This is a genomic window from uncultured Methanobrevibacter sp. (assembly GCF_900314615.1).
Taxonomy (GTDB): Archaea; Methanobacteriota; Methanobacteria; order Methanobacteriales; family Methanobacteriaceae; genus Methanocatella.
This window is the reverse complement of the sequence record NZ_OMWA01000022.1, coordinates 50,859-71,286: the sequence shown is the minus strand read 5'-3', so window position 1 is coordinate 71,286 and position 20,428 is coordinate 50,859. Positions and strand designations below refer to the sequence as shown.

The 20,428-nt window shown below is 35.7% G+C and carries 25 protein-coding genes; 14 read left to right on the top strand and 11 right to left on the bottom strand.

Features of this window, described 5'->3' with window-relative positions:
• Positions 1-145 precede the first annotated feature (145 nt).
• From QZN33_RS08390 to QZN33_RS08380, 3 genes are all read left to right on the top strand, one after another.
• Positions 146-334 (top strand): hypothetical protein, encoded by a 189-nt coding sequence (locus QZN33_RS08390; protein ID WP_296790944.1) that lies wholly within the window; start codon positions 146-148, stop codon positions 332-334.
• Between the two features lie 102 nt (positions 335-436).
• The gene (locus tag QZN33_RS08385) at positions 437-1,138 is read left to right on the top strand and encodes a type II CAAX prenyl endopeptidase Rce1 family protein (protein ID WP_296790942.1); all 702 of its coding nucleotides are present in this window, start codon (positions 437-439) and stop codon (positions 1,136-1,138) included.
• A gap of 85 nt (positions 1,139-1,223) precedes the next feature.
• Complete coding sequence (locus tag QZN33_RS08380) at positions 1,224-1,676, top strand: hypothetical protein (RefSeq protein ID WP_296790940.1); 453 nt, start codon at positions 1,224-1,226, stop codon at positions 1,674-1,676.
• A gap of 72 nt (positions 1,677-1,748) precedes the next feature.
• Here QZN33_RS08380 and QZN33_RS08375 read toward each other — a convergent pair whose 3' ends face one another.
• On the bottom strand, positions 1,749-1,952 hold the full coding sequence (locus QZN33_RS08375; protein ID WP_296790938.1) for a hypothetical protein: 204 nt from the start codon (positions 1,950-1,952) through the stop codon (positions 1,749-1,751).
• Between the two features lie 163 nt (positions 1,953-2,115).
• On the opposite strand from QZN33_RS08375, the gene QZN33_RS08370 reads away from it, so the two are divergent.
• Positions 2,116-3,405 carry an Ig-like domain-containing protein gene (locus tag QZN33_RS08370; RefSeq protein WP_296790936.1) on the top strand — a complete coding sequence of 430 codons (1,290 nt, stop codon included), beginning with the start codon at positions 2,116-2,118 and terminating at the stop codon, positions 3,403-3,405.
• Between the two features lie 612 nt (positions 3,406-4,017).
• Here QZN33_RS08370 and QZN33_RS08365 read toward each other — a convergent pair.
• On the bottom strand, positions 4,018-4,806 hold the full coding sequence (locus QZN33_RS08365) for a sulfide-dependent adenosine diphosphate thiazole synthase (RefSeq protein ID WP_296790931.1): 789 nt from the start codon (positions 4,804-4,806) through the stop codon (positions 4,018-4,020).
• A gap of 184 nt (positions 4,807-4,990) precedes the next feature.
• Between QZN33_RS08365 and QZN33_RS08360 the strand changes: the two genes are divergently transcribed.
• Entirely contained in the window at positions 4,991-6,037 is a 1,047-nt protein-coding gene (locus QZN33_RS08360) for an acyltransferase (RefSeq protein ID WP_296790929.1), read from the top strand.
• Between the two features lie 82 nt (positions 6,038-6,119).
• On the top strand, positions 6,120-6,632 hold the full coding sequence (locus QZN33_RS08355; RefSeq protein WP_296790927.1) for a nitroreductase family protein: 513 nt from the start codon (positions 6,120-6,122) through the stop codon (positions 6,630-6,632).
• A gap of 46 nt (positions 6,633-6,678) precedes the next feature.
• Here QZN33_RS08355 and gatE read toward each other — a convergent pair whose 3' ends face one another.
• Genes gatE through QZN33_RS08320 form a run of 7 tightly spaced genes read right to left on the bottom strand, consistent with a single transcriptional unit; the run spans position 6,679 to position 14,981 of the window.
• Positions 6,679-8,550 (bottom strand): Glu-tRNA(Gln) amidotransferase subunit GatE, encoded by a 1,872-nt coding sequence (gene gatE, locus QZN33_RS08350; RefSeq protein ID WP_296790925.1) that lies wholly within the window; start codon positions 8,548-8,550, stop codon positions 6,679-6,681.
• A 9-nt stretch (positions 8,551-8,559) separates the two neighbouring features.
• On the bottom strand, positions 8,560-9,870 hold the full coding sequence (gatD, locus tag QZN33_RS08345) for a Glu-tRNA(Gln) amidotransferase subunit GatD (RefSeq protein WP_296790923.1): 1,311 nt from the start codon (positions 9,868-9,870) through the stop codon (positions 8,560-8,562).
• A 10-nt stretch (positions 9,871-9,880) separates the two neighbouring features.
• Positions 9,881-11,320: a 2-oxoacid:acceptor oxidoreductase family protein gene (locus QZN33_RS08340; RefSeq protein WP_296790921.1), complete on the bottom strand. Its 1,440-nt coding sequence runs from the start codon at positions 11,318-11,320 to the stop codon at positions 9,881-9,883.
• A 12-nt stretch (positions 11,321-11,332) separates the two neighbouring features.
• Positions 11,333-12,445, bottom strand: coding sequence for a 3-methyl-2-oxobutanoate dehydrogenase subunit VorB (locus tag QZN33_RS08335; RefSeq protein WP_296790919.1), 1,113 nt, complete (start codon positions 12,443-12,445; stop codon positions 11,333-11,335).
• Complete coding sequence (locus QZN33_RS08330) at positions 12,446-12,730, bottom strand: 4Fe-4S dicluster domain-containing protein (RefSeq protein WP_296790917.1); 285 nt, start codon at positions 12,728-12,730, stop codon at positions 12,446-12,448.
• Between the two features lie 12 nt (positions 12,731-12,742).
• Positions 12,743-14,410 (bottom strand): AMP-binding protein, encoded by a 1,668-nt coding sequence (locus QZN33_RS08325; RefSeq protein WP_296790915.1) that lies wholly within the window; start codon positions 14,408-14,410, stop codon positions 12,743-12,745.
• A gap of 19 nt (positions 14,411-14,429) precedes the next feature.
• Positions 14,430-14,981: a helix-turn-helix domain-containing protein gene (locus QZN33_RS08320; protein WP_296790913.1), complete on the bottom strand. Its 552-nt coding sequence runs from the start codon at positions 14,979-14,981 to the stop codon at positions 14,430-14,432.
• Positions 14,982-15,222: 241 nt separating this feature from the next.
• Between QZN33_RS08320 and QZN33_RS08315 the strand changes: the two genes are divergently transcribed.
• Complete coding sequence (locus QZN33_RS08315; RefSeq protein ID WP_296790911.1) at positions 15,223-15,594, top strand: hypothetical protein; 372 nt, start codon at positions 15,223-15,225, stop codon at positions 15,592-15,594.
• 13 nt (positions 15,595-15,607) lie between these two features.
• On the opposite strand, the gene QZN33_RS08310 is transcribed toward QZN33_RS08315, so the two are convergent.
• Both QZN33_RS08310 and QZN33_RS08305 read right to left on the bottom strand, forming a co-directional pair.
• Positions 15,608-16,420 (bottom strand): CPBP family intramembrane glutamic endopeptidase, encoded by an 813-nt coding sequence (locus tag QZN33_RS08310; protein WP_296790907.1) that lies wholly within the window; start codon positions 16,418-16,420, stop codon positions 15,608-15,610.
• 11 nt (positions 16,421-16,431) lie between these two features.
• On the bottom strand, positions 16,432-17,364 hold the full coding sequence (locus QZN33_RS08305; RefSeq protein WP_296790906.1) for an NAD-dependent epimerase/dehydratase family protein: 933 nt from the start codon (positions 17,362-17,364) through the stop codon (positions 16,432-16,434).
• Between the two features lie 111 nt (positions 17,365-17,475).
• Here QZN33_RS08305 and ehaA point away from each other — a divergent pair, with 111 nt between their 5' ends.
• Genes ehaA through QZN33_RS08270 form a run of 7 tightly spaced genes read left to right on the top strand, consistent with a single transcriptional unit; the run spans position 17,476 to position 20,423 of the window.
• On the top strand, positions 17,476-17,859 hold the full coding sequence (gene ehaA / locus QZN33_RS08300; RefSeq protein WP_296790902.1) for an energy-converting NiFe hydrogenase A subunit EhaA: 384 nt from the start codon (positions 17,476-17,478) through the stop codon (positions 17,857-17,859).
• Complete coding sequence (locus QZN33_RS08295) at positions 17,859-18,350, top strand: hypothetical protein (protein ID WP_296790883.1); 492 nt, start codon at positions 17,859-17,861, stop codon at positions 18,348-18,350. The genes ehaA and QZN33_RS08295 overlap by 1 nt, the downstream gene beginning before the upstream one ends.
• Before the next feature lie 10 nt (positions 18,351-18,360).
• Positions 18,361-18,609, top strand: coding sequence for a DUF2109 domain-containing protein (locus tag QZN33_RS08290; RefSeq protein WP_296790881.1), 249 nt, complete (start codon positions 18,361-18,363; stop codon positions 18,607-18,609).
• Between the two features lie 6 nt (positions 18,610-18,615).
• Positions 18,616-18,885, top strand: coding sequence for a DUF2108 domain-containing protein (locus tag QZN33_RS08285; RefSeq protein WP_296790877.1), 270 nt, complete (start codon positions 18,616-18,618; stop codon positions 18,883-18,885).
• Entirely contained in the window at positions 18,878-19,138 is a 261-nt protein-coding gene (locus QZN33_RS08280; RefSeq protein ID WP_296790875.1) for a DUF2107 family protein, read from the top strand. Before QZN33_RS08285 ends, QZN33_RS08280 begins: the two co-directional genes overlap by 8 nt.
• Positions 19,135-19,728: an EhaF family protein gene (locus QZN33_RS08275; RefSeq protein ID WP_296790873.1), complete on the top strand. Its 594-nt coding sequence runs from the start codon at positions 19,135-19,137 to the stop codon at positions 19,726-19,728. The genes QZN33_RS08280 and QZN33_RS08275 overlap by 4 nt, the downstream gene beginning before the upstream one ends.
• Positions 19,728-20,423: an EhaG family protein gene (locus QZN33_RS08270; RefSeq protein ID WP_296790871.1), complete on the top strand. Its 696-nt coding sequence runs from the start codon at positions 19,728-19,730 to the stop codon at positions 20,421-20,423. Before QZN33_RS08275 ends, QZN33_RS08270 begins: the two co-directional genes overlap by 1 nt.
• The last annotated feature ends 5 nt before the right edge of the window (positions 20,424-20,428 follow it).

Genomic DNA, 20,428 nt, shown 5'->3' with positions numbered 1-20,428 from the left:
ATGCTTAGTAGATTTCATACCTATTGGTCAAGGAAAATTCATAAATAAATATGAATGGAAATGCTTTGACGAAACAATAGGTATGGCCTAAGAATCTCCTGTTTCTACAAGCCGGAGAGGTTCAAAAACAAACAAAAATAAAGTGATGAAAAATACCAAGATTTACTTAAAGCTCAACGGTAAGACTTATGCTGCAAAAACCAATTCCAAAGGTAAAGCGACATTCAAGATTACCAAACTGGCCAAAAAAGGCAAATTCACTGCTACAGTTACCTATAAAGGAAACAGCTATTATAATAAAGTAGCTAAAAAAGTTAAAATTACACTCAAGTAGATGAGCAATCATCTACACAACTCTTTTTTTTTGCAAATGGTATTATAGTATATTGTCTAAATATAGTATAAATGTCAAGTTAATCTAATAATTGGTGGTAAGATGAAATTTTTAGAATTTGATGAATCAAGAGACTTTCCTTTCTACAGGCATAATCCTAGAATTTCTAGTGGAGGATGGCTGTTACTGATTTTAAGCGTACCGGTTGCATTGCTGGTATATGCCCTTGTTGGCTTTGAATCTGAAATTATCGCAAGCGTTCTGTTTTGTCTGATAATGCTCGTTCCATTGCTGTATTTCTCAAAATGGGATTATTCGTTGATGTTTAGAAAACCTACCAAAAACGAAATCATTCTGGCAATATTGATGTTTGCGGGATATATGATTTATGCACTATGTCTCGGCTCTGTCCTGGATATGGTGGGTCTTGGCGGTGTGGAAGCATCCAGTGCCGAAGAGGTTGGCGTCACAATTCAAAGTACGGTAGGACTTTTATTTTCAATGATGGCCGAGGAGCTTTTAAAGTTCATTCCTCTGATGTTTTTTATGAGGCTGGTATATAAGTTCACTGATAACCTTAAAATTTCAGTTGCAGTTTCTACAGCTATTGTCTTGCTTGGATTCGGACTGCTTCATTATGCTCCTCCGACAAACACAATTGTTTCTGTTCTTCTTTTGCAGGGATTAGGGTCACTGTTTGAAATGTATGGGTATCTGAAAACCAAAAACCTGTTCGTGCCGTACATATCTCACCTGCTGACTGATGCAGTAATGTTCATTATAATTTTGGTTGGTTTTTCATAGCTTTAATGCTATTTTTTTCTTTTTTTACATATTAACGAAATAAGTATATGATGCTTCACAGATAATATAATCTGAGGTTATTTAAATGGAAAACAAACATATTATCGCAATCCTGCTTTTGGTAATTGTTATTCTTGCGCTGGGTATGGGAATATTGTTCCTGCAGCAGAATTCTCATAAGCAGACTAATGCCGAAGTCAACCAGACAGAAAATGAAACTGTCAGTGAATCTTCAAGTTCGCCGGATACTATAACAGTGGAACTGCCTGGATTTGATAGTACTTATACTGGAACTTCCGGTGAGTACAGGGCTGAAGCAAGTAAATGGATGGGTGGATCTGTTGGAGGATTTGAGGTTCATTTATATAAAAACGGCCAAGCTGTTAACAAGGATTCTTATATGACCAGAGCCTATTTCTACATGGATGGCGAGTGGAAATGGAGTGAATGGGGTAACGGTGAAGATGGTTATGAAGGATATCACCGATATCCTGTAAGCAGTGGTGTTGAAATCCAGAAAGTTGAAGTTAAATTTTAATTTTGGAGATGCAAAAGCATCTCAATTATTCTTTTTTTTTTAGTGTGTGATATTTAGAAATCACCAGCCAACTTACTCGATTATCCTTTCATCCGCATTCAGCCAGCTGTCTGTTCTTGCAGACAATTTGGTGAAAATTAATGATGCAATCAGAGACAATATGGTCAGAGAAAGGATTATGATTAAATGTTCAGTTGTTGCAGAGGTGATAAGTTCATAAAGACCTCCAATCCAGATTACAATCAAAACAATTGGAATGATGTATTTAACAGTCACAGTCCACCATTTTCTGATTTTTAATATTCTGGTTTTTTTATTTAATCAGTGATGGAAAAACAGGAATTCAAAACTATTGTATTAGATTTGTTCATGATAGAAAGTATTATTATGTAAGTTGTACATAAATTGATTATATATAATGTTTTGGGAGGAAAAAGTTTTGAAATATAAAAAAATAATGTTGATAGCAATATTTTTTGTAAGTCTCTTGGCTGTTTCAGCAGTGAGTGCAGCCGATAATTCTACAGGAGATATTGTTGGAGAGGAAATAAGGGAAGTTGATGATTCAGTTATTTTAACTTCAGAAATTGGGGAAAATACAATAACTGCAGAGGAAAGTGAAGATGTATTGGGTAATTCACCATCATCTTATGACTACTCTGTTACTGTACGTGATGCATCAGTCAAATATGGTTCAAGTGCTTCAATAAATATTGAAATAGATCCTGCAACAGGATATACAAATAAGTATGATTTCTATTTGAGGGTTTACGATTCAAACAATCATCTTAAAATCGAGAAAAATTATTACAGTACCAGTGACGGTTACCAAATCACCCACACTATTTCCAAAAATCAGCTGGCTGCAGGAACATATACTGTAAAGGCTGTAAACTATGATGACAATGTTGTTATGGATACAGCAAAGCTAGTCATTAAAAAAGATTCAACCCATGTTAAATCAAGTACTATTTCAGCAAAGATTGGTTCTAGAGTCACTTTAAAAGCATATGTTTATGACAGTTCAAACTCAAGAAAAAATATTGCAGGAACAGTTAAATTTAAAATAAATGGAAAAACATACTCTGCTAAAGTCAAAAACGGTTATGCTGTTGTAAAAAATGTAATATTGCCGTTAAAATCGAAAACATACAAATCTACTGTTAAGTTTTCTGGAAATAAAAACTACAAGGCCAGCAGCTCAAAATTCAATGTTAAAACAAAAGCCAGTAATGTTGTATTTTTAAAAAAAAACCATTCCATTAAAATTGGAAAATATGTTGTAAAGCTTTCAAGCAGCCAATACAAATCTTTGGTAAAAGCATTTAAGAAAGGTGGTGCAAAATCAATTAAAATAGTGACAAAATATAATCATCCGTTTAAATACTCTTATCTAAAGACTGTTAAAAAATACAAAACAACTAAGGCGTCAAAAACAATCTATTATGATTATTATACTGTGAGTAAAAATATGAGAGCTAATGGATGGTCTAAAGTATCAGAGTATACTTACACCAAGAAAAACCCTCAAAACAAATATGGTATCGGATTAAGTGCTTATACAACTGCAGTTACCAAATGGGTTAAAGTAAGTTATAAAACAGCTTATAAAACTAAATATTATCCGGTAAATGCTAAAATTTCTTTGTCAAAATCAAGCAAGATACCTGCAATCAAAGTATATTCTCATGGAAAAGTACTTAAAAGCAGATCACTGGCTATAGTTTAGACTGATAAGAATTCAGCGTTTTTTAATTTTTTGTAGGTGCAGTGGCATCTGCAATTATTCTTTTTTTTTTAAACAAGTATATCTTAAAACACAATTTTCACATTCGACTTGAATTAAATGTAACGCTTCTTTCACTATTTCTCTTGCCTATCTATCAATTCATGAACTAGTAACAATTTTTAGAGTATTTTGATAAGTGCATGTATACTGATTGATATTGTATGTTAATATTTGGTTAATGCCTTTGTCATTGTCAATGTTGGCATGATAAAAATAATATTTATTTTGAAAAGTGTCAGAAAAAGAGAGATAATTGGTGTTTAACCGACGAATTAAACACCATGAAGTTTTGAGGAAAATTATTTTTTTTTGGCAGATTTTTAATTTTCCATCGACTTGTATCAAATTAGTAAATTGTGAAAAATCTAATTCAACACGATTCTAATTTGGAGAGTGTATGTTTTGACTAATAATAAGATGCTCATTTAGGTATACCTAAATTCACATCCTTAATTATAATGTTGTTGGAGGTAGTATATAAAGGTTACTATTTTTTTAGGCATGCCTAAAAATTTATTAAAAAGAGTTGAAAAAACTCTCAAATTGAGAGTTTTATTTTCTGTTTTCCAAATCTTCAGCTACTTTTTTAGCTACATATTCTCCTGAAAGCAGCATTCCGCCAAATATTGGTCCCATACGCTGTGATCCGTGAACTGCATTTGCAGCCATTCCAGTTACATATAATCCTGGATAGACTTCATTGACATTGTCCAGAATTTTTCCTTCAGCACGGTCTGCCCACATGGATTTTTCACCCATGATTTTACCGGTTTTGGTGTTCAGTGGAGCTTCCATTTTGTCCTGAACAATTTTGATAATTTCTAATGGGTGTCCTGTAGCATCAATAACTGCTTTAGATCGCACAGTAAGTGGATCTATATGTAGACCACTCATTTCAACTGAACTCCAGTTGAGCACTACTCCGTTTATTCCATTTTCACGTACCATTAAATCCTCAATTGACATGAGATTAAACACTTTAAGACCCGCTTGAGTAGCTTTAGATGTAAGTGTTGAGGTGCACTCTATGGAGTCTACGACATAGTAGTTGTCCTGATATTTTTTGTAGTTAATTCCAAATTCATCAAGAATTCTTCTTCCTTCTTCCTGAACAACGACTTTGTTGAACATCATTCCTCCTCCCCACATGCCTCCTCCTATGGAGAGTTTTCTTTCAAAGAGTGCCACTTTATATCCTGCTTTTGCAAGATAATATCCTGCAGTTATTCCGGATGGGCCTCCTCCTCCGATAGCTACATCAATGTCTGTGTAGTCCAGAAAGTCATTCATAAATTCTTCGATTATGGCTCTTGAAACGATAATGTCATCTAGTTTTTCCATAATTTCACCGTTGTTATATTTACTTTACTTTTATTTAAATTTTTATCCTTAAAATTGAATGTAAAAATAATTTGAAGAAAAAATACTGAATGCTGATTTGGAAATTTTAACATCTTTTTATACCCAACCTATTAATAGGATTAGTTCCAGATATATAATTTGTGAATATTTTGGAGTTTGTGTCATGCAGGAGAACAGATTGCTTTGGGTGGATTGCCTAAAATTTTTAGCTATAATAGGAGTAATTGGAATACATGTCTCATCATCATTGCTTAGCGAGGATATCTTATTTTCCCTAAACTGGTTTCAGGGCGTTTTTGTGGGATCATTGTTCCGATTTGCCATAATTCTATTTGTCATGGCTTCTGGATATCTGCTTTTGCGAAAACAGCAATCCATATATGTTATTCCCTTTAGAATTAAAAGGATTCTGCTCCCGTTTATTTTTTGGCTGATTGTCTATTCATTGATTAAAGTATTCGTAATCGGGGAGCTGGGAGACTCCTGGAATCTCTTTGACCTGATAGAATACATTTTCATGGGATTTTTAAATCCGACCAATATCTCCATTCAGTTCTGGTATGTGTACATGATACTTGGATTGTATATATTTTCTCCAATATTGAGCAGATGGATTCAGAATGCTCCAATTAAGGAGATTGAATACCTGATTTTAATTTGGATATTGATAAGCATCTTCCAATTCTTTGACATGGATTCAATTCTTTTGGATTACCTCAGGTATTTCACAGGTGCAATTGGCTATTTTGTATTGGGATACTATTTGACCATCAAGAAAAACAGGCTGCTTCATGATAGAAAATTAGGAGTTATCCTATTCATTTCAGGAACTTTAATTACAATTTTAGGAACTGTGGGTCTTTCATATATGTTGGCTGACCAGTCACTGTTTTTCATACAACTGGGCGACATCACTCCTGGAGCATGCCTGCAGGGAATAGGTTTATTTATAATTGTATTCAACTCCGATTTCAATAAGCTGGACAGAATAATAACCGATTTGATTGTTAAAATCAGCATTTCAAGTTATGGAATTTATTTGGTAAACATTTTAGTTATAAATTTGCTTGAAAAATATGGAATAATCAATTTCAACGGCTTTGCATTGCTTAACATAGGACTTTCCATAATACTGGTTTTAATAATTTCCTATGCAATTATTGAGCTGATGAGCAGGTTTAAAATCTTAAGGCATTTCACCGGGCGCTAGCAGTTTTCTATAAAATTCATTTTCCCAAAAATTATAATTAACCCAGTGCAAAATATATTATACATTAAGTGTAGGTGAATTTATGAATGATTTTTTAGAATTGGCTTGTGAAAGATATTCTGTTAGAAAATATTCGGAAAAACCTATTGAAGATGAAAAACTCGAAAAGATTTTAAAGGCAGCACAGGTTGCACCAACCGGAAACAATTTTCAGCCTCAGCGTGTTTTTGTAATCAAAAGCAAGGAGGGGCTTGAAAAGATAAGGTCATTTACACCATACTGCTTTAACGCTCCAATAGTATTGCTGATTTGTTATGACAGGGAAGTATCATGGAAGACAGTTGACGGACATGATGCCGGCCTTGACGATGCGGTAATTGCAACAACCCAGATGATGCTTGAAGCATATGATTTGGGAATCGGATCAGTTTGGGTTAGAGGATATGACAAAAGAGTGCTTGATGAGCTATTTGATTTGCCTGAAAATATGGTTACTGTTGCCCTGCTTCCTATAGGATATCCATCAGATAAATCAAAGCCTTCTCCGTTGCATTCAAGAAATGTAAGTATGGATGTGATGGTGGATTATTTATAATTTAATTTTTAAAAAAAGAGTTTAACGGAAACTCCATTGAGTTTCCTTATATTAATTTTTGAATTTCTTCACGTACGATTTTGTTAACCATACCGCCGTCAGCTTTTCCTTTAAGCTGTTTCATGCACATTCCCATTAAAGGACCCATTGCACCCATCTGACGTTCCTTAACCATTCCTTCATTGTCTGCTACAATTCCGGCAATGATTTTTGCAACATCATCTTCGCTCATCATGACAAGATTGCTTTTCTCAGCGATTTCAGCTATGTCTGTGTCCGGTGCTTTTATAGTTTCAATGGCAAGTTTACGGACGCTGTCCTTTGCAATTTTGCCTTCAGCCAGTAATGTGAAAATGCCTTTGAAGTGATCTAAGGTTAATATGTTAATGTCGTGGCCTTCCCTTTTGATTTCTCTGAGATCATATGCGAGAAGTGAAGCGACAGGTGTAGCATCTACCTTAACGTCAGCTAAAATAGCTTCAAACATGTCTGCTTCCTGCCTTTTGACAAGCTGAGTTGCCAAGTCTTCACTTAACTTGTACTCTTCAATGATTCTTGCCTGTTTTACGTCAGGAAGTTCAGGTAAATTATTAGCTATCGGTTCAATTCGCTCAGAGGTAATCTTAAAGAGTGGAATGTCAGTTTCCAGATACATCCTGTTTGCAGTAGGAAGTGGTCTCATGTATTCTGTGTTACCGTCATCAAGTGCTTTTCTTGTCTCTTCAACAACACCTTCAAGACCTAAGTTAGCTCTTCTTTTGACTTCTTCTAAAGCGGATACTGCAATGTCCTCGTCGTGAGCTACAATGATGAATGCATCTTCCTCACCAATGTTTAAGAAGTCATTTACTTTGTCAACTTCTTCCTGGGTGATTCCGTATGCAGGCAGTTCGTCTGAGTGGAAAATTCCTGAAACTCCACGTTTTTTAGCATAACTTGCAATTTCAGTTCCAAATCTTCTTCCAGGCTGTACTTCACGACCGATTTGCCCGTCAAATCCTTTCAGTACAACTGCTTTAATTGTTTCAGCAGACTTTAGGATTTTGGATTCTGTATCTTCGAAAAGTTCATCCAAATCATGAATCTCTTCTAAAACTTCAGCATTTCTTTCTTTGAGCTGTTTTTTAATATCGATTAATTCCAGCTGTCTTTGAACTTCACGGTTGACGATTTCAGACATTAAATCTAAGTCCTGAACACCTTTGATTTCCACACGTGCACCTTCTGCAATGGAAATGTTTAAATCCTGTCTGATTGTACCGAGTCCTCTTTTAACGTTGGTACTTCTTAAAATCTGTCCGAGCATGTAAGCTACTTCTCTAACCTGGTCTGGATGGTGCATTGAAGGGTCTGTTGTAATTTCAGCAAGAGGAATTCCTAAACGGTCAAGTCTGAATTCAGTAAATCCGTCTTTGGTTTCAACTCTTCTTGCAGCATCTTCTTCAAGACCTAAACTTTCAATAATAACTTTTCCGTATGGGGTTTCAAGATAACCGTCGGTTGCAACCATACCTGTTCTCTGGAACCCTCCGGTGTTACTTCCGTCAATAACCTGTTTACGCATTGTATGGAATTCATCAACAATGTGCATGTTCATAAGACATGCGATAGTTATACAGATGTCTAAAGCTTCTTCATTTAAGCTGTGAGGCGGTTCGTCATCGTTTTCAACAAGACAGGTATGTTTTTCAAAGTTTTCATATTTGAAATTTAATCCTCTTAATGATTCCTGCAGTGCCGCACGGTCGATTTCACCAAGCTCTGACTGGGTTGGCCTTAATTTCCTTTGAACGAGTTCATCAAAATCATCATCAACAAGTTCAGTTTTACATGGACAGAATAGCTTATGCTGACTGTTCAGCTGCTGGTGAATTTCAAGTCCCATTTTCAATCCTAATTTTTCATAATCATAATCCATGCTATCACCTTAATTCAAGAAATCCCTGATTGAGGATTTTTCAGAAAACTCACCTGCAATATTTGTCTGCATAATCTTTTTAACTTCATCATAATTGTCACTTTGACCTAATGCCCAGCATAATTTGACATAGGTTGTCTCAGGGGTCATGTCACGGCCTGAAATTACTCCTGCATCAATAATGTTACGTCCGGTAGAGTAAACGTTCATGTTGACTCTTCCGTAAAGACACTGTGAAGTCATGACGACAGGAATGTTTTCATCCTGAGCTCTTTTAAATGAATCAATCAGTTCATTTGGTACATGTCCGAGACCTGTTCCTTCAATGACAAGACCTTTATATCCTTTGTCAATGTGATATTCAATGTAATCATTTGAAATTCCAGGGAAACTCTTGATGAGTCCTACTTTCTCTTCAATGGAAGTATTTACATCCAGTTCATTTGCTCCGCGTTTGGTATAGTCATAATCATTAAGGATACTGACTTTTTTATTTTCGATTTTAGCTATTGGCTGAGCGTTGATGCTTCTGAAGGTGTCTCTTCTTGAAGTGTGCATTTTTCTTACTTTTGTTCCTTTGTGGAGGTATGTGTATCTGTCATTTAAGCTTCCGTGCATACATACGCAGACTTCTGCAATGTCTGATTTTGCAGCAATAACAGAATCGATTAAATTGATGTTTGCATCACTTGAAGGTCTGTCTGAACTTCTCTGTGCTCCTGTAATGATAATTGGAACAGGAGTTTTAAGCATGAAACTCAATGCGGCTGAAGTGTAGTGCATTGTATCTGTACCGTGAGCTATAACAACACCATCTGCACCCTCAGAAATGTCATTTGCTATTTCTTCAGCAGCCTTAACCCAGTATTCAGGTTTCATGTCTTCACTTAAGATATTATACAAAGCCTTAACGTTGTAGTTTGCATAATCCAAGAGTTCCGGATTTGCCTTAACCAGGTCTGAAGCTGTAAATTTAGGGTGTACCGCTCCGGTACGGTAGTCAATAACGGAAGATACTGTTCCACCGGTTGATATTACTGAGATGTTTTGCTTGTCTGGATCTGTTGGAATATCTTCTGAGTCATAACCTATTTTTGGTTTATCTCCTTTTTCGACAAGTTCTGCGGTGGTGTCATCAATTGCAACACCAATGTTATATCCGCTTGACAGTTTGATAACCAGATATCCGTCATCTGCATCTTCAGGTCTGTCAAGTAAAATGCCTGTATAGGTGATATCCTCTTTGTTGATTTTAATGGTATCTCCTATACTTAAACCGTAATTTTCAATATATTTTTCACTATTTTCTTTATATGTCATTAAATCACACTTAAGAATTGTTTTTAATCCATTCTGCTCCTGCTTTTAGAACATCAATGTTTACATCAATGACTTTAGGTTTGGAAGCAAACATTTCACGGATAGCGTTTTCGTAGGATTCACGTTTTAGGACATCTCCCAATTCGGTTAAGGCACCTAAAAGGGCGGTGTTTGCAGTTCTTGCATTTCCATGTTCTTCAGCAATATCTACACATGGCATAGCAATGACTTTAACGTTTCTGTCTGTTTCAAACTCTCCGATATGTGCATCGTAGAGTATTGTTCCGCCTTCCTTAACGTCCTGTGAGAACTGTTCAAGTGAAGGTTTGTTTAAAGCAATAAGAATGTCAATGTCGTCAACTACAGGAGTTCCGATTGTTTCGTTTGAAATTACAACAGAACAGTTGGATTTTCCTCCTCTCTGTTCAGGTCCGTAGCTAGGATACCATGAAACATGTTTTCCTTCAGCACATGCTGCCTGAGCTATGGTAAGTCCTGCACTTAAAACTCCCTGACCACCGAATCCTGAAACCTTGATGCTTACAGGTTCGATTTCATCATCAACATAACCTGCGCCTTCTTCACGGTTAACATTAAAGATTTTGTCTAATGATTCTGTTGAAAAGTCACTTGCAGGTCTTTCGACAGGTTCTTTTGTGTATAAGTTATTTCTGAAGTTTTTAACAGGGAATTCCTTTTCCATCTGATTTTCAATAAATTCCTGTGCACGTTTAACGTCCTGTTTTAAGTTGGTAGGGCATGGGGATAAAATCTCAACGAATGAATATCCTTTTCCTTCTTTCTGAACGGTCAGTGCCTGTTTGATTGCATATTTTGCAAGTCTGATTTTCAATGGATTTGCAAGGGAAACCCTTTCAATAAATACAGGTGCTTTTAAGGTATTGATTAACTCGCACATGTGGGTAGGGTGTCCTGCATAGTCAGGATCTCTTCCGGTCTGACAGGTAACTGTTTTTTCACCGATCAGTGTTGTCGGAGCCATCTGACCACCGGTCATTCCGTAAACTGTGTTGTTTACGAAAAATACTGCAATTTTTTCTCCACGGTTTGCAGCCTGTAGAGTTTCGTTTAAACCGATTGAAGCTAAATCTCCATCTCCCTGATAGCTCATTACAATTGCATTGTCTTCAGCTCTTGAAATACCTGTAGCTACTGCAGGTGCTCTGCCGTGAGCTGTCTGGAAGTTTCCACAGTTAAAGTAGAAGTAAGCATATACTGAACATCCTACAGGAGAAATCATAACGCATCTTTCCTGTATTCCAAGTTCATCCATACATTCTGCAATTAATTTGTGTATGATACCGTGTCCACAACCGGCACAGTAGTGAGTGGATTGAATATTTGTTCCTTTTCTAGGATACTCTTCTAAAAGGGATTGTGGATTTCTACGTATCTGTTCTTCATAATCTTTATTTAATTGTTCACTCATATTTCCACATCCTTAATCAATTATATTCGGGCTGGCTTTCTCTTCACTTCTTTTTGAAGTGTCTATTTCTTCGTCCAAACCTGCTATTTCATATATTTTTGCAAGCACATGTTTAAGTTCAATAAGGTTTCCTCCCATTCTGTTTACAAGATGGGTTCCTTCTTTTCTTAAAGCCGCAAACTGAACATCTGCCAGGAGCTGACCGTTACTCATTTCAACGGATATGAATTCAACGCCTTTATCGGCCAGTTCCTTGATTCTGTCAGTCGGGAAAGGTGATAACGTAACTGGTCTTAAAAGTCCGACTTTCAAGCCTTTTTCACGGCTTTTGTCAACAGCAGATCTAGCAATACGGCTGCTTATACCGTATGAAACCAGAACGATGTCTGCATCGTCAACTTGATATTCGTCAACAATAACTTCTTCTGCATCAATTTTTGCATATTTTTCCTGAAGCTTGAAGTTGAAGTCTTCTAAATCATTAAAGTCATTGAAAATTGAAGTAATGAGGTTTTCCATGGTTTCCTTATTTCCTCTTACTGCCCATGATTCATCGATTTCAGGTTTTATTGCTTCTTTTGGAAACTCAACAGGTTCCGCCATCTGACCTAATGTACCGTCAGCCAATACGACAACAGGATTTCTCCATTTGTCTGCAAGTTCAAATGCTTTCATGGTTAAGTCGCACATTTCCTGAACGCTGTTCGGAGCTAAAACTATGTTTTTATAGTTTCCGTGACCTCCTCCTTTAACAATTTGGTTGTAGTCTCCTTGTTCAGGTCCGATATTTCCAAGTCCAGGCCCTGCTCTCATAATGTCTACAATAACTGCTGGCAGTTCAGCACCTGCAAGATATGTAAATCCTTCTTGCATTAAACTGATTCCAGGTCCTGATGATGCAGTCATGACTCTGTGACCTGTTCCTGATGCACCATAAACCATATTGATTGATGCTTCTTCACTTTCAGCCTGTACAAAGTTTCTTCCAACCATTGGGAAATATTTTGATGCTTCGTGTAAAATTTCACTTGCAGGGGTGATTGGATATCCAAAGAAACAATCACATCCCGCATACATTGCACCAATGATAACAGCAGTATTTCCTTTCACCATTTGATTACTCATTTAGTTTCCCCCTTGATTAGCTACCTTAGCTTTAATCATTTTTGCTACTGAATCATTAACAATATTTTTCACCTGATGTACTTCTAGTCCTAATGGCTCAGGGCATGTAAAGTAACAGTCTTTACATCCTGTACATCCATTTCCACTATAATATGCAAACTGATATCCTGCGTTGTTCATTTCTTCTGATAGTAATATTGCATTTTGAGGACATCCGACTATACATCTCATACAGCCTTTGCATATCTCTTTATTGATAACTGGATAAGATATCTCTTCTGTCATTATATCATCTGATTAATTTTTATTATCGTTTTCTCTGATTTCAACTCTTCTTATTTTTCCGCTGATTGTTTCAGGTATTTCATCAACATATTCAATCATTCTCGGATATTTATAAGGAGCTGTAACTCTTTTAACATGATTTTGAATGTCTTTTGTAAGTGAATCTGAAGGTTCAAATCCTGGCTGCAGGATAATTGTTGCCTTTACGATTTGACCTCTGACTTCATCCGGATAACCAGTAATTGCACAGTTTGAAACCGCTTCATGTGACAGTACTGCACTTTCAACTTCATACGGTCCGATACGGTATCCTGAGGATTTGATTATATCGTCATTTCTTCCGACAAAGTGAACGTATCCGTCTTCATCCACCCATGCGGTATCTCCGCAGTGGTAGTATCCGTGATGGATTTGCTTTTTGTATTTTTCCTCATCATTTACATAGTCTTTAAATAATCCTGGATTTGGACCGTCATTCATTTTGAAACATAACTCTCCTTCATCACCGATTTCCACTCTGTTGTGGTCTTCATCAAGAAGTCTTAAATCGAATAATGGGGAAGGCTTACCTAATGAAGCAGGTTTTGCATCCAGCCATATGAATGTTCCGATTGATAATGTGGTTTCGGTCTGACCAAATCCTTCTTTGATGGTCAATCCGGACAGTTCTCTGAATTTTTCAGCTACTTCAGGAGGAAGTGGTTCTCCTGCAGTTGTTACATATTTTAAGTTTGATAAGTCATATCCTTCGATATTTTCCTTAATGATGAATCTGTAAATTGTCGGAGGAGCACAGAATGTATCCACTTTGTATTCGATAATCTTTTCAAGCAGTTTGATTCCGTTGAATCTTTCATAGTCATAGATGAATATTCCGGTTCCTGCAATCCATTGTCCGTACAGATTTCCCCATACTGCCTTTCCCCATCCGGTATCAGCTGAAGTATGGTGTATTCCGTCTTCAACAACGTTATGCCAATATTTTGCGGTTGGGATATGTCCTAAGGAGTAGGTATGCTTGTGTGAAACCATTTTTGGAAGTCCGCTTGTTCCTGATGTGAAATAAATTAGGAAAATCTCTTCAGCATAGGTCTTGTCTTCACCGGTTGGCCTTTCAAATATGTCACTTTCCTTTTCAATTGCTTCATTGAAGTTTATCCAACCGTCCCTATCGGTTTCTATAACTAATTTTTTCAAATCAATTCCTAATGATTTTTCAGCTTCCTCGTAATCAGGCAATAATGAATCTTCCTCTACGGATATTACCATTTTAACATTAGCTTCTTTTATTCTAAAGTCAATATCGTGAAGTTTTAACATATGGGTTCCAGGTATTGCTATTGCACCGATTTTATGTAATGCAACCATACAGAACCACCATTCATATCTGTTTTTCAAGGTAAGCATTACACAATCGCCTTTTTTAATTCCAAGACGTTTAAATAAGTTTGCAGCTTTATTTGAATATTCTTTCATTTCCTTGAAAGTGAAGGTGTGCTCTTCGTCGTAGTCGTTGGTCCATATTAAAGCTATCTTTTCCGGATCTATTTCGGCATATTTGTCGACTACATCGAATCCGAAGTTATAATCCTCTTCATAGGTTAATTTAAAATTTTTATAAAAATCTTCATAAGAGTCAAAGTCAACTCTTTCTACAAAATCTGCTATTACTGATGTCATTTAATAATCTCCATAAATATTATATGATTACTGCTAAAAATTTAGCGGGTTTGTCGTTAAGCGCTACCATAGCGTGTCTGTGTGCTGAATCGAAAAAGATGGAATCTCCTTCGTTTAAGATAATTTCGTTATTGTGAATATATATTTTTAAGGAACCTTCTAAAACATAGTTGAATTCCTGACCGGGGTGTGAATTAAGTGAAGGCACAGGATTTTTTTCAGGATCCACTGTTACAAGGAATGTTTCAGCCTGTTTGTGAATGAAATTAGAACATAGGTTTTGGTGTGTATATTCTTTTCTTCTGTCAACTGAAACCCCTTTGTCTGCACGGGTAACATCAAAGATGCTCATTCTGCTTTCTTCACCGGTCAGTAATAATCCTAAATCAACTTTAAAGATGTGTGCAAGTTCATATAAAAAGCTTGCCGGAATGTCTACTTCACCGTTTTCATATTGGATGTAAGTTTCTTGTTTAATGTTCAAGTTGTCTGCAATTTCTTTAATTGTAATATCTGAAAGTTCGCGTAGTTCTCTAATTCTATTTCCAATATCTTTGTTGTATTCATTCATTCATAAACACCTATTTTCTAATTGATTTTTTTCTATTATAATATATATTATAATATTATATGTTTTGAATTTCGAATTATATAAACCTTATTAAAAATCATGATAATTCATTATAATTTTTTTAAACAAAATTTTTTTAATTGTAGAAATTTGCTGAATATTATTTGGCTGATGTTACATAAGTATTATATATGATAAAAAACTAACTTTAAGTAATTAAAATATTTCAGGAGGTTATAATATGTCATCTAATGAAATAGGTACTAATATAATTTTCAAAAAACAATTAGGTTTAAACTATGAAATCGACCAGAAATATGTCGGCTTAAAAATGAAGGAAAATAATATATTATCTTTTAACTTCAGAGTTCCTGGAGATTTAATTAAAGACGTTGAAGCTTATTTCAAAAGATTTAAACTAGGTGAACCTATTATGGTTGATATTGGTGGTACTGGCGATATCAAATGTGATTTTAAAGGACTGTCTCCAATATTAAAAAACAAGGATGAAATGGACCAGTACTTTATCTCAGCTACACTTCAGGAAGATAAACAGTATGATCCTTTAGAAGAAGAAAAATGTGAAACTTGTAGTGGATGCGGATTCCACTAACTTTTTTTAATTTTTAAGGAAATCTGCTTTTTAAAGCGCTGGTTTCCTGAACGATGTATTTAACCAGTAAAACTGTCGCTATCAATGTTATTATTGTTGCAGGTATAATCCATGGCATTTGGGATATAATCAGATCAATCTGTGTGAATTCCAGAGCTGTTGCAGTAACATTATTTATGAAATGAACGCTCATCGGAACGAGAATATTGTCTGTTTTCAAGTATAATATGCACATGCAGATTCCAAAGAGAAACGCACTTGTCATTCCTCCAAATGAATGACCAATTCCAAACAGAAATGATGAAATGAGCATTGCAGGGATGATTCCGGCTCTGATTTTCAGTCTGTTAAAGATAACTCCTCTAAATACCAGTTCTTCCATAAGCGGAGCAAAAATTACAGATGAAACAATTTCTAAAATAAGCATTCCGGCAGTAATGTCTACAGAATCTATGTCGGTAAAGCCGGTTACCCAGCTCGGGTCATAAAATCCCATAATCAAGTCCAGCCCGGAAATCAGGCAGGGAAACAGAAATGCAAATATTATGTTTATCAAAAAGACATACAGAATTTCATTTCGAATTTTTGCTTCAGTAATATTCCTGAAATTTTTAGACAGACCTGTGCTGCCTCTCAAACACCATATGAAAAATAAAAGCACTGCTGATAAAAGCACAATGAAAAATATGTTGTCGTCTTCATAAACTATTGGAAAAATCCCCATCAGCACTGCTGTAATAATTACAGCAAGAATAATCCCGACAAGCAGTTCTCTAAGTTTAATTGTCCTTAGACGAATATTAAAATCTTTTACACTTTTGTCCATGTTTTATTTGCCTATAAAATTGTTTTAAACCAGTTGACTGTTTCAATAAGCTGGGACTCGAAATCCTTGGAGTCGATTTTACAGTTGATTTTGATCATGTTGCTTACATCGGCCAGGGAGTGCTTGATGTCTCCCTGTCTTTCAGGTAAATATTCGGGTTCCAAATCACTGTTGAGGGTTGTTTTAATGATTTCATACAGCTGATTGACGCTGAGTTTTTCACCTGATGCAACATTAACGATTCCGTTGTAGTCGGACTCTGCTGCATTGATGTTTGCTTTAACGACATCTTTAACGTAAACAAAATCTCTTGTCTGCTCACCGTCACCGTAGATTTCAGGCTGAACTCCTTCTAAAATTGAGCTTATGAAATTCGGAATTACTGCTGCATACTGTGAATTCTTGTCCTGGCCAGGACCAAAAACATTGAAATATCTTAATGCAGTGTAATTCAGGCCGTAACTGTCGTTAAACGCTTTAAGGTATAATTCACAGCTTGCCTTTGAAGCGGCATATGGTGATTTTGGCATTGGCTGTTCGCTTTCTTTTAAAGGCATATTTTTATTAGGTCCGTAAACGGAAGATGAAGATGAAAAAATTATTTTTTCAACATCATTTTTTACGCAGGATTCCAGAAGTTTTATGGTAGCGTTGAGGTTTATGTCACTGCATTCGACGGGCTTGTCTATACTTAAAGGCACACTTGCCATTGCCGCAAGGTGAAATACATAGTCAATATCCGATGTCAAATCATCCAGATTAATATTACGAATGTCCTCTTTTACAATTTTCAAATTTTCATTATCGGGATTGTTTAGATTATTGATGTTACCTGTAGTAAGATTATCAAGAATAACAATATTATTATTCTCCAATAATGTATTAGCAATATGTGAACCGATAAATCCGAGCCCACCAGTTATTAAAATATTTTTATCCCTCATTAACCCACCATTTATCAACTTTTAAATAGTTTAAGCTATTATTAATAATTTTAAGTAACAACATTTATATATTTTTATATAATATATTTATTATTTAAGGAGTCTAATAATATGTTTGATTTGGTGTACAATACCTTATTCTTTGCTTCATACAGTAATGTTTTTGGACTGGGCAATGTAACACTCGGTTCATTTGATATTTTATTAGCTTATGTTGTAACTATTATTGTTTCCATAGTTGTAGCTTTAGCTTTAAGGATTCCATTACTTCCAAGCAAACCATACAGGTATTCTTTTGATGTAAGTGCTATATATCCGACTCCGATAATAGCTATTGGTATTTTTTCTATTTTCTTAGTTTTAAATTACACATTTATGTATAATGGATTGTTATTAGCTGTTATTATTGGTATTTTATCTGCATTATTTGTGAAATATTTATTTGATTTTGTATTTCCAAAGCCTTTGAATGGAGATGAGGGGGAGGATATATAATGAATGAAGTAATTGGTATTATAATTGCTGCAATTCTATGTTGGTTGAATTTTGTAATTGTAGATACCTATTTCGGACTTCCCGAGCAACCTGGTGTTAAAGGAGCCAGAATAATTGGTGAAAGTGTTGAAAAAAGAGGGGGAGATATTGCTGGTGGATTCTTCCAGGGAAACATTGTTTGTTCTCCTGACGCATCTGCTGGTACATTGATAGCCGCTATTGGATATTTGCTTTTAGGAATTCCTGGAGGAATTATAGCTGCATTTTTAGTATTTATAGGAAACAGATTATGTGCAGATCCTGGATATGCGGGAACTGTCGGAAGCTTAACTGCTACTGTAATAATTTTTGTCTGTTCATTTTTAGGTTTCACTCCCGAAATGTTCATTGTAGGTATGGTAATTGCAATACTTACCGTTCAGGGACTGGACCATAAGAGAGCTTCAGTTCTTTTAGGCAAAATAGCAGAAAAATTCAATAGGCATGCTTGAGAGTGGTAATATGTATGTTGAAATAATTGGAGTTATAGTTATATTCGTAGCATTAAGGGCATTAATAACTAAAAACAAGGCTGAAAGACTTTTGTATATAAATGTCATAGGATTTGGAGTTTCAGCTTTAATTGCATTGGTAATCAACACTCCATTCGCTCTTATTGTTGCGGCTGCATTCTTTATTTGTTCTACAATCAGTGCAAATGCGATTGCATATACTTTAAAAAGACTCGATGATGAAATACTATTGGAGTGAGATGAAATGGAGTTTTTAGTATCAATTATTGCAATCGCTTTGATGGTAATCGGTGCATTCGGTATCATATTTCTTGAAAAACCGTTGGATAAAGTCATAATGTTTTCAATATTGGATGCCGGTTTCGTTTTAGTCGTTGTCTTATTCAAATATTTGGATGTAGCTTTGTTTGCAGCTTTAGCAGGTCCGTTATCTACTTTAGTATTTATTTTATCTATTGTTAAAGTCAATGAGATTAGAAAAAAGAAGCTAGAAAGTGGTGATATAAATGCTTAGTGTTCCTTTATTCTTTTACTTTGGAATATTTCTAGCTATTGTAGGAAGTATAGCTACCGCATGGGGTCCTGGAGTCAATGACCCTATCGTAAGAACATTCAATACTGAAGTGGCATCAATCGGTGTCTGTTTAGTCTTATTGTGTTATAATCATGTTTTAGCTTTATTAACTTTACTTGCAACAACTGTTGTGATTTCTTTAATTTTATTTAGAGCTATTATTCGTTTGGAAGAAATGGGGGCAGACGTATGAGGATCGGAGCTTTATGGAATAAACTGGCTGACCCTAAAAATGTTCCTCGTCTATTTGCGTTTTGTTTAGGAGTAATTTTAATTGCAGGTTTAATTGTGCCTATGGCATTAAATCCAGATCAATTATATGTTAGACCAGCTCCGCAAGAGCAAATCGATGAAGGTTTAGCTATCGCACCTTACGACAGGGGCGGAGAAGTTTTAACTCAGCCTGGTGAAATTAATCCTCAATATCCTGATAATGCCGCCAGTTTAGGTATGATAACAGGATATATGTCACCGCTGGCACAGTTCATCTCTTCAATTTCTCCTTACTTTGGAACATCAATCTATTCATCCCCTGGTGGATTAATTGATGAAATCCTCTATTATACAAGAGGTTTCGATACAATACTGGAATCAAGCATATTGATGATGTCATTCATTATCGCTTCATGGCTGTCCATAAACTACACCATGAACCGCAAAAATGACAAAGGCGAAATTAAAGAGGATGTTAAAAAAGCTATTTCTGATTCAACAAAAGTAGCTAATGAAGTTAAAGCTAATGATGCAAAAGCAAGATCAAAGCAATTGAGGAGGGATAACTGATGGTTTTAATACCTCCGTATGTTCCTGACGTATTCATTTCAATGTATCTGCCTGCAATCTATGCGGGTCTGATAGTCGGATTTATAGCAACCATGGCAATTGCTCTTAAAAGGGAAGAAATACACATTCTTATCCTTACCGATTTGGTCGGTCTTGCAATGATATTTGTAGTCTCAGCAGTCGGTACAGACCTGGCAGAGGCATTGATTTTACCTGGTCTGGTAGTTGAACTTGCAGAGACTTTGGCAATTTCAGAAATTTTGCTTACAAGAGAAATGCGTAAAATTGAGCAGAACCCAAGAAGAAATTTAACCAAATCTTCTTCACTATTCCCACAGCCTTTTGCACTGAATATGGAGATATTGAATACAGCTCCTAACTTTATTGCATTGGTACTGATAGGATATGGAATATTTTTAACCGGTTTTACTGGAGGAGCAGTAGCCGGTGGAGGAATAGTACTGTACGCACTGTCCAAAAAAGCAAGAGGTCTTCCTGTGCTCATGCTCGACGGCATTGCAGGAGTTTCTGGAATCGCATGGTGTTTATGGATTATAGGTTTCCTATTGTTCTTCGTAGCACCTCAATATTGGTTATTAAGTTTATTCTTGGCAGCATGTGGACTTTTATTAAAAGTAGCTTCAAAAGTCGGTTTAATTGGACTGCTTATGAGAGAGGATATTGATAAGGAGTAGTGATA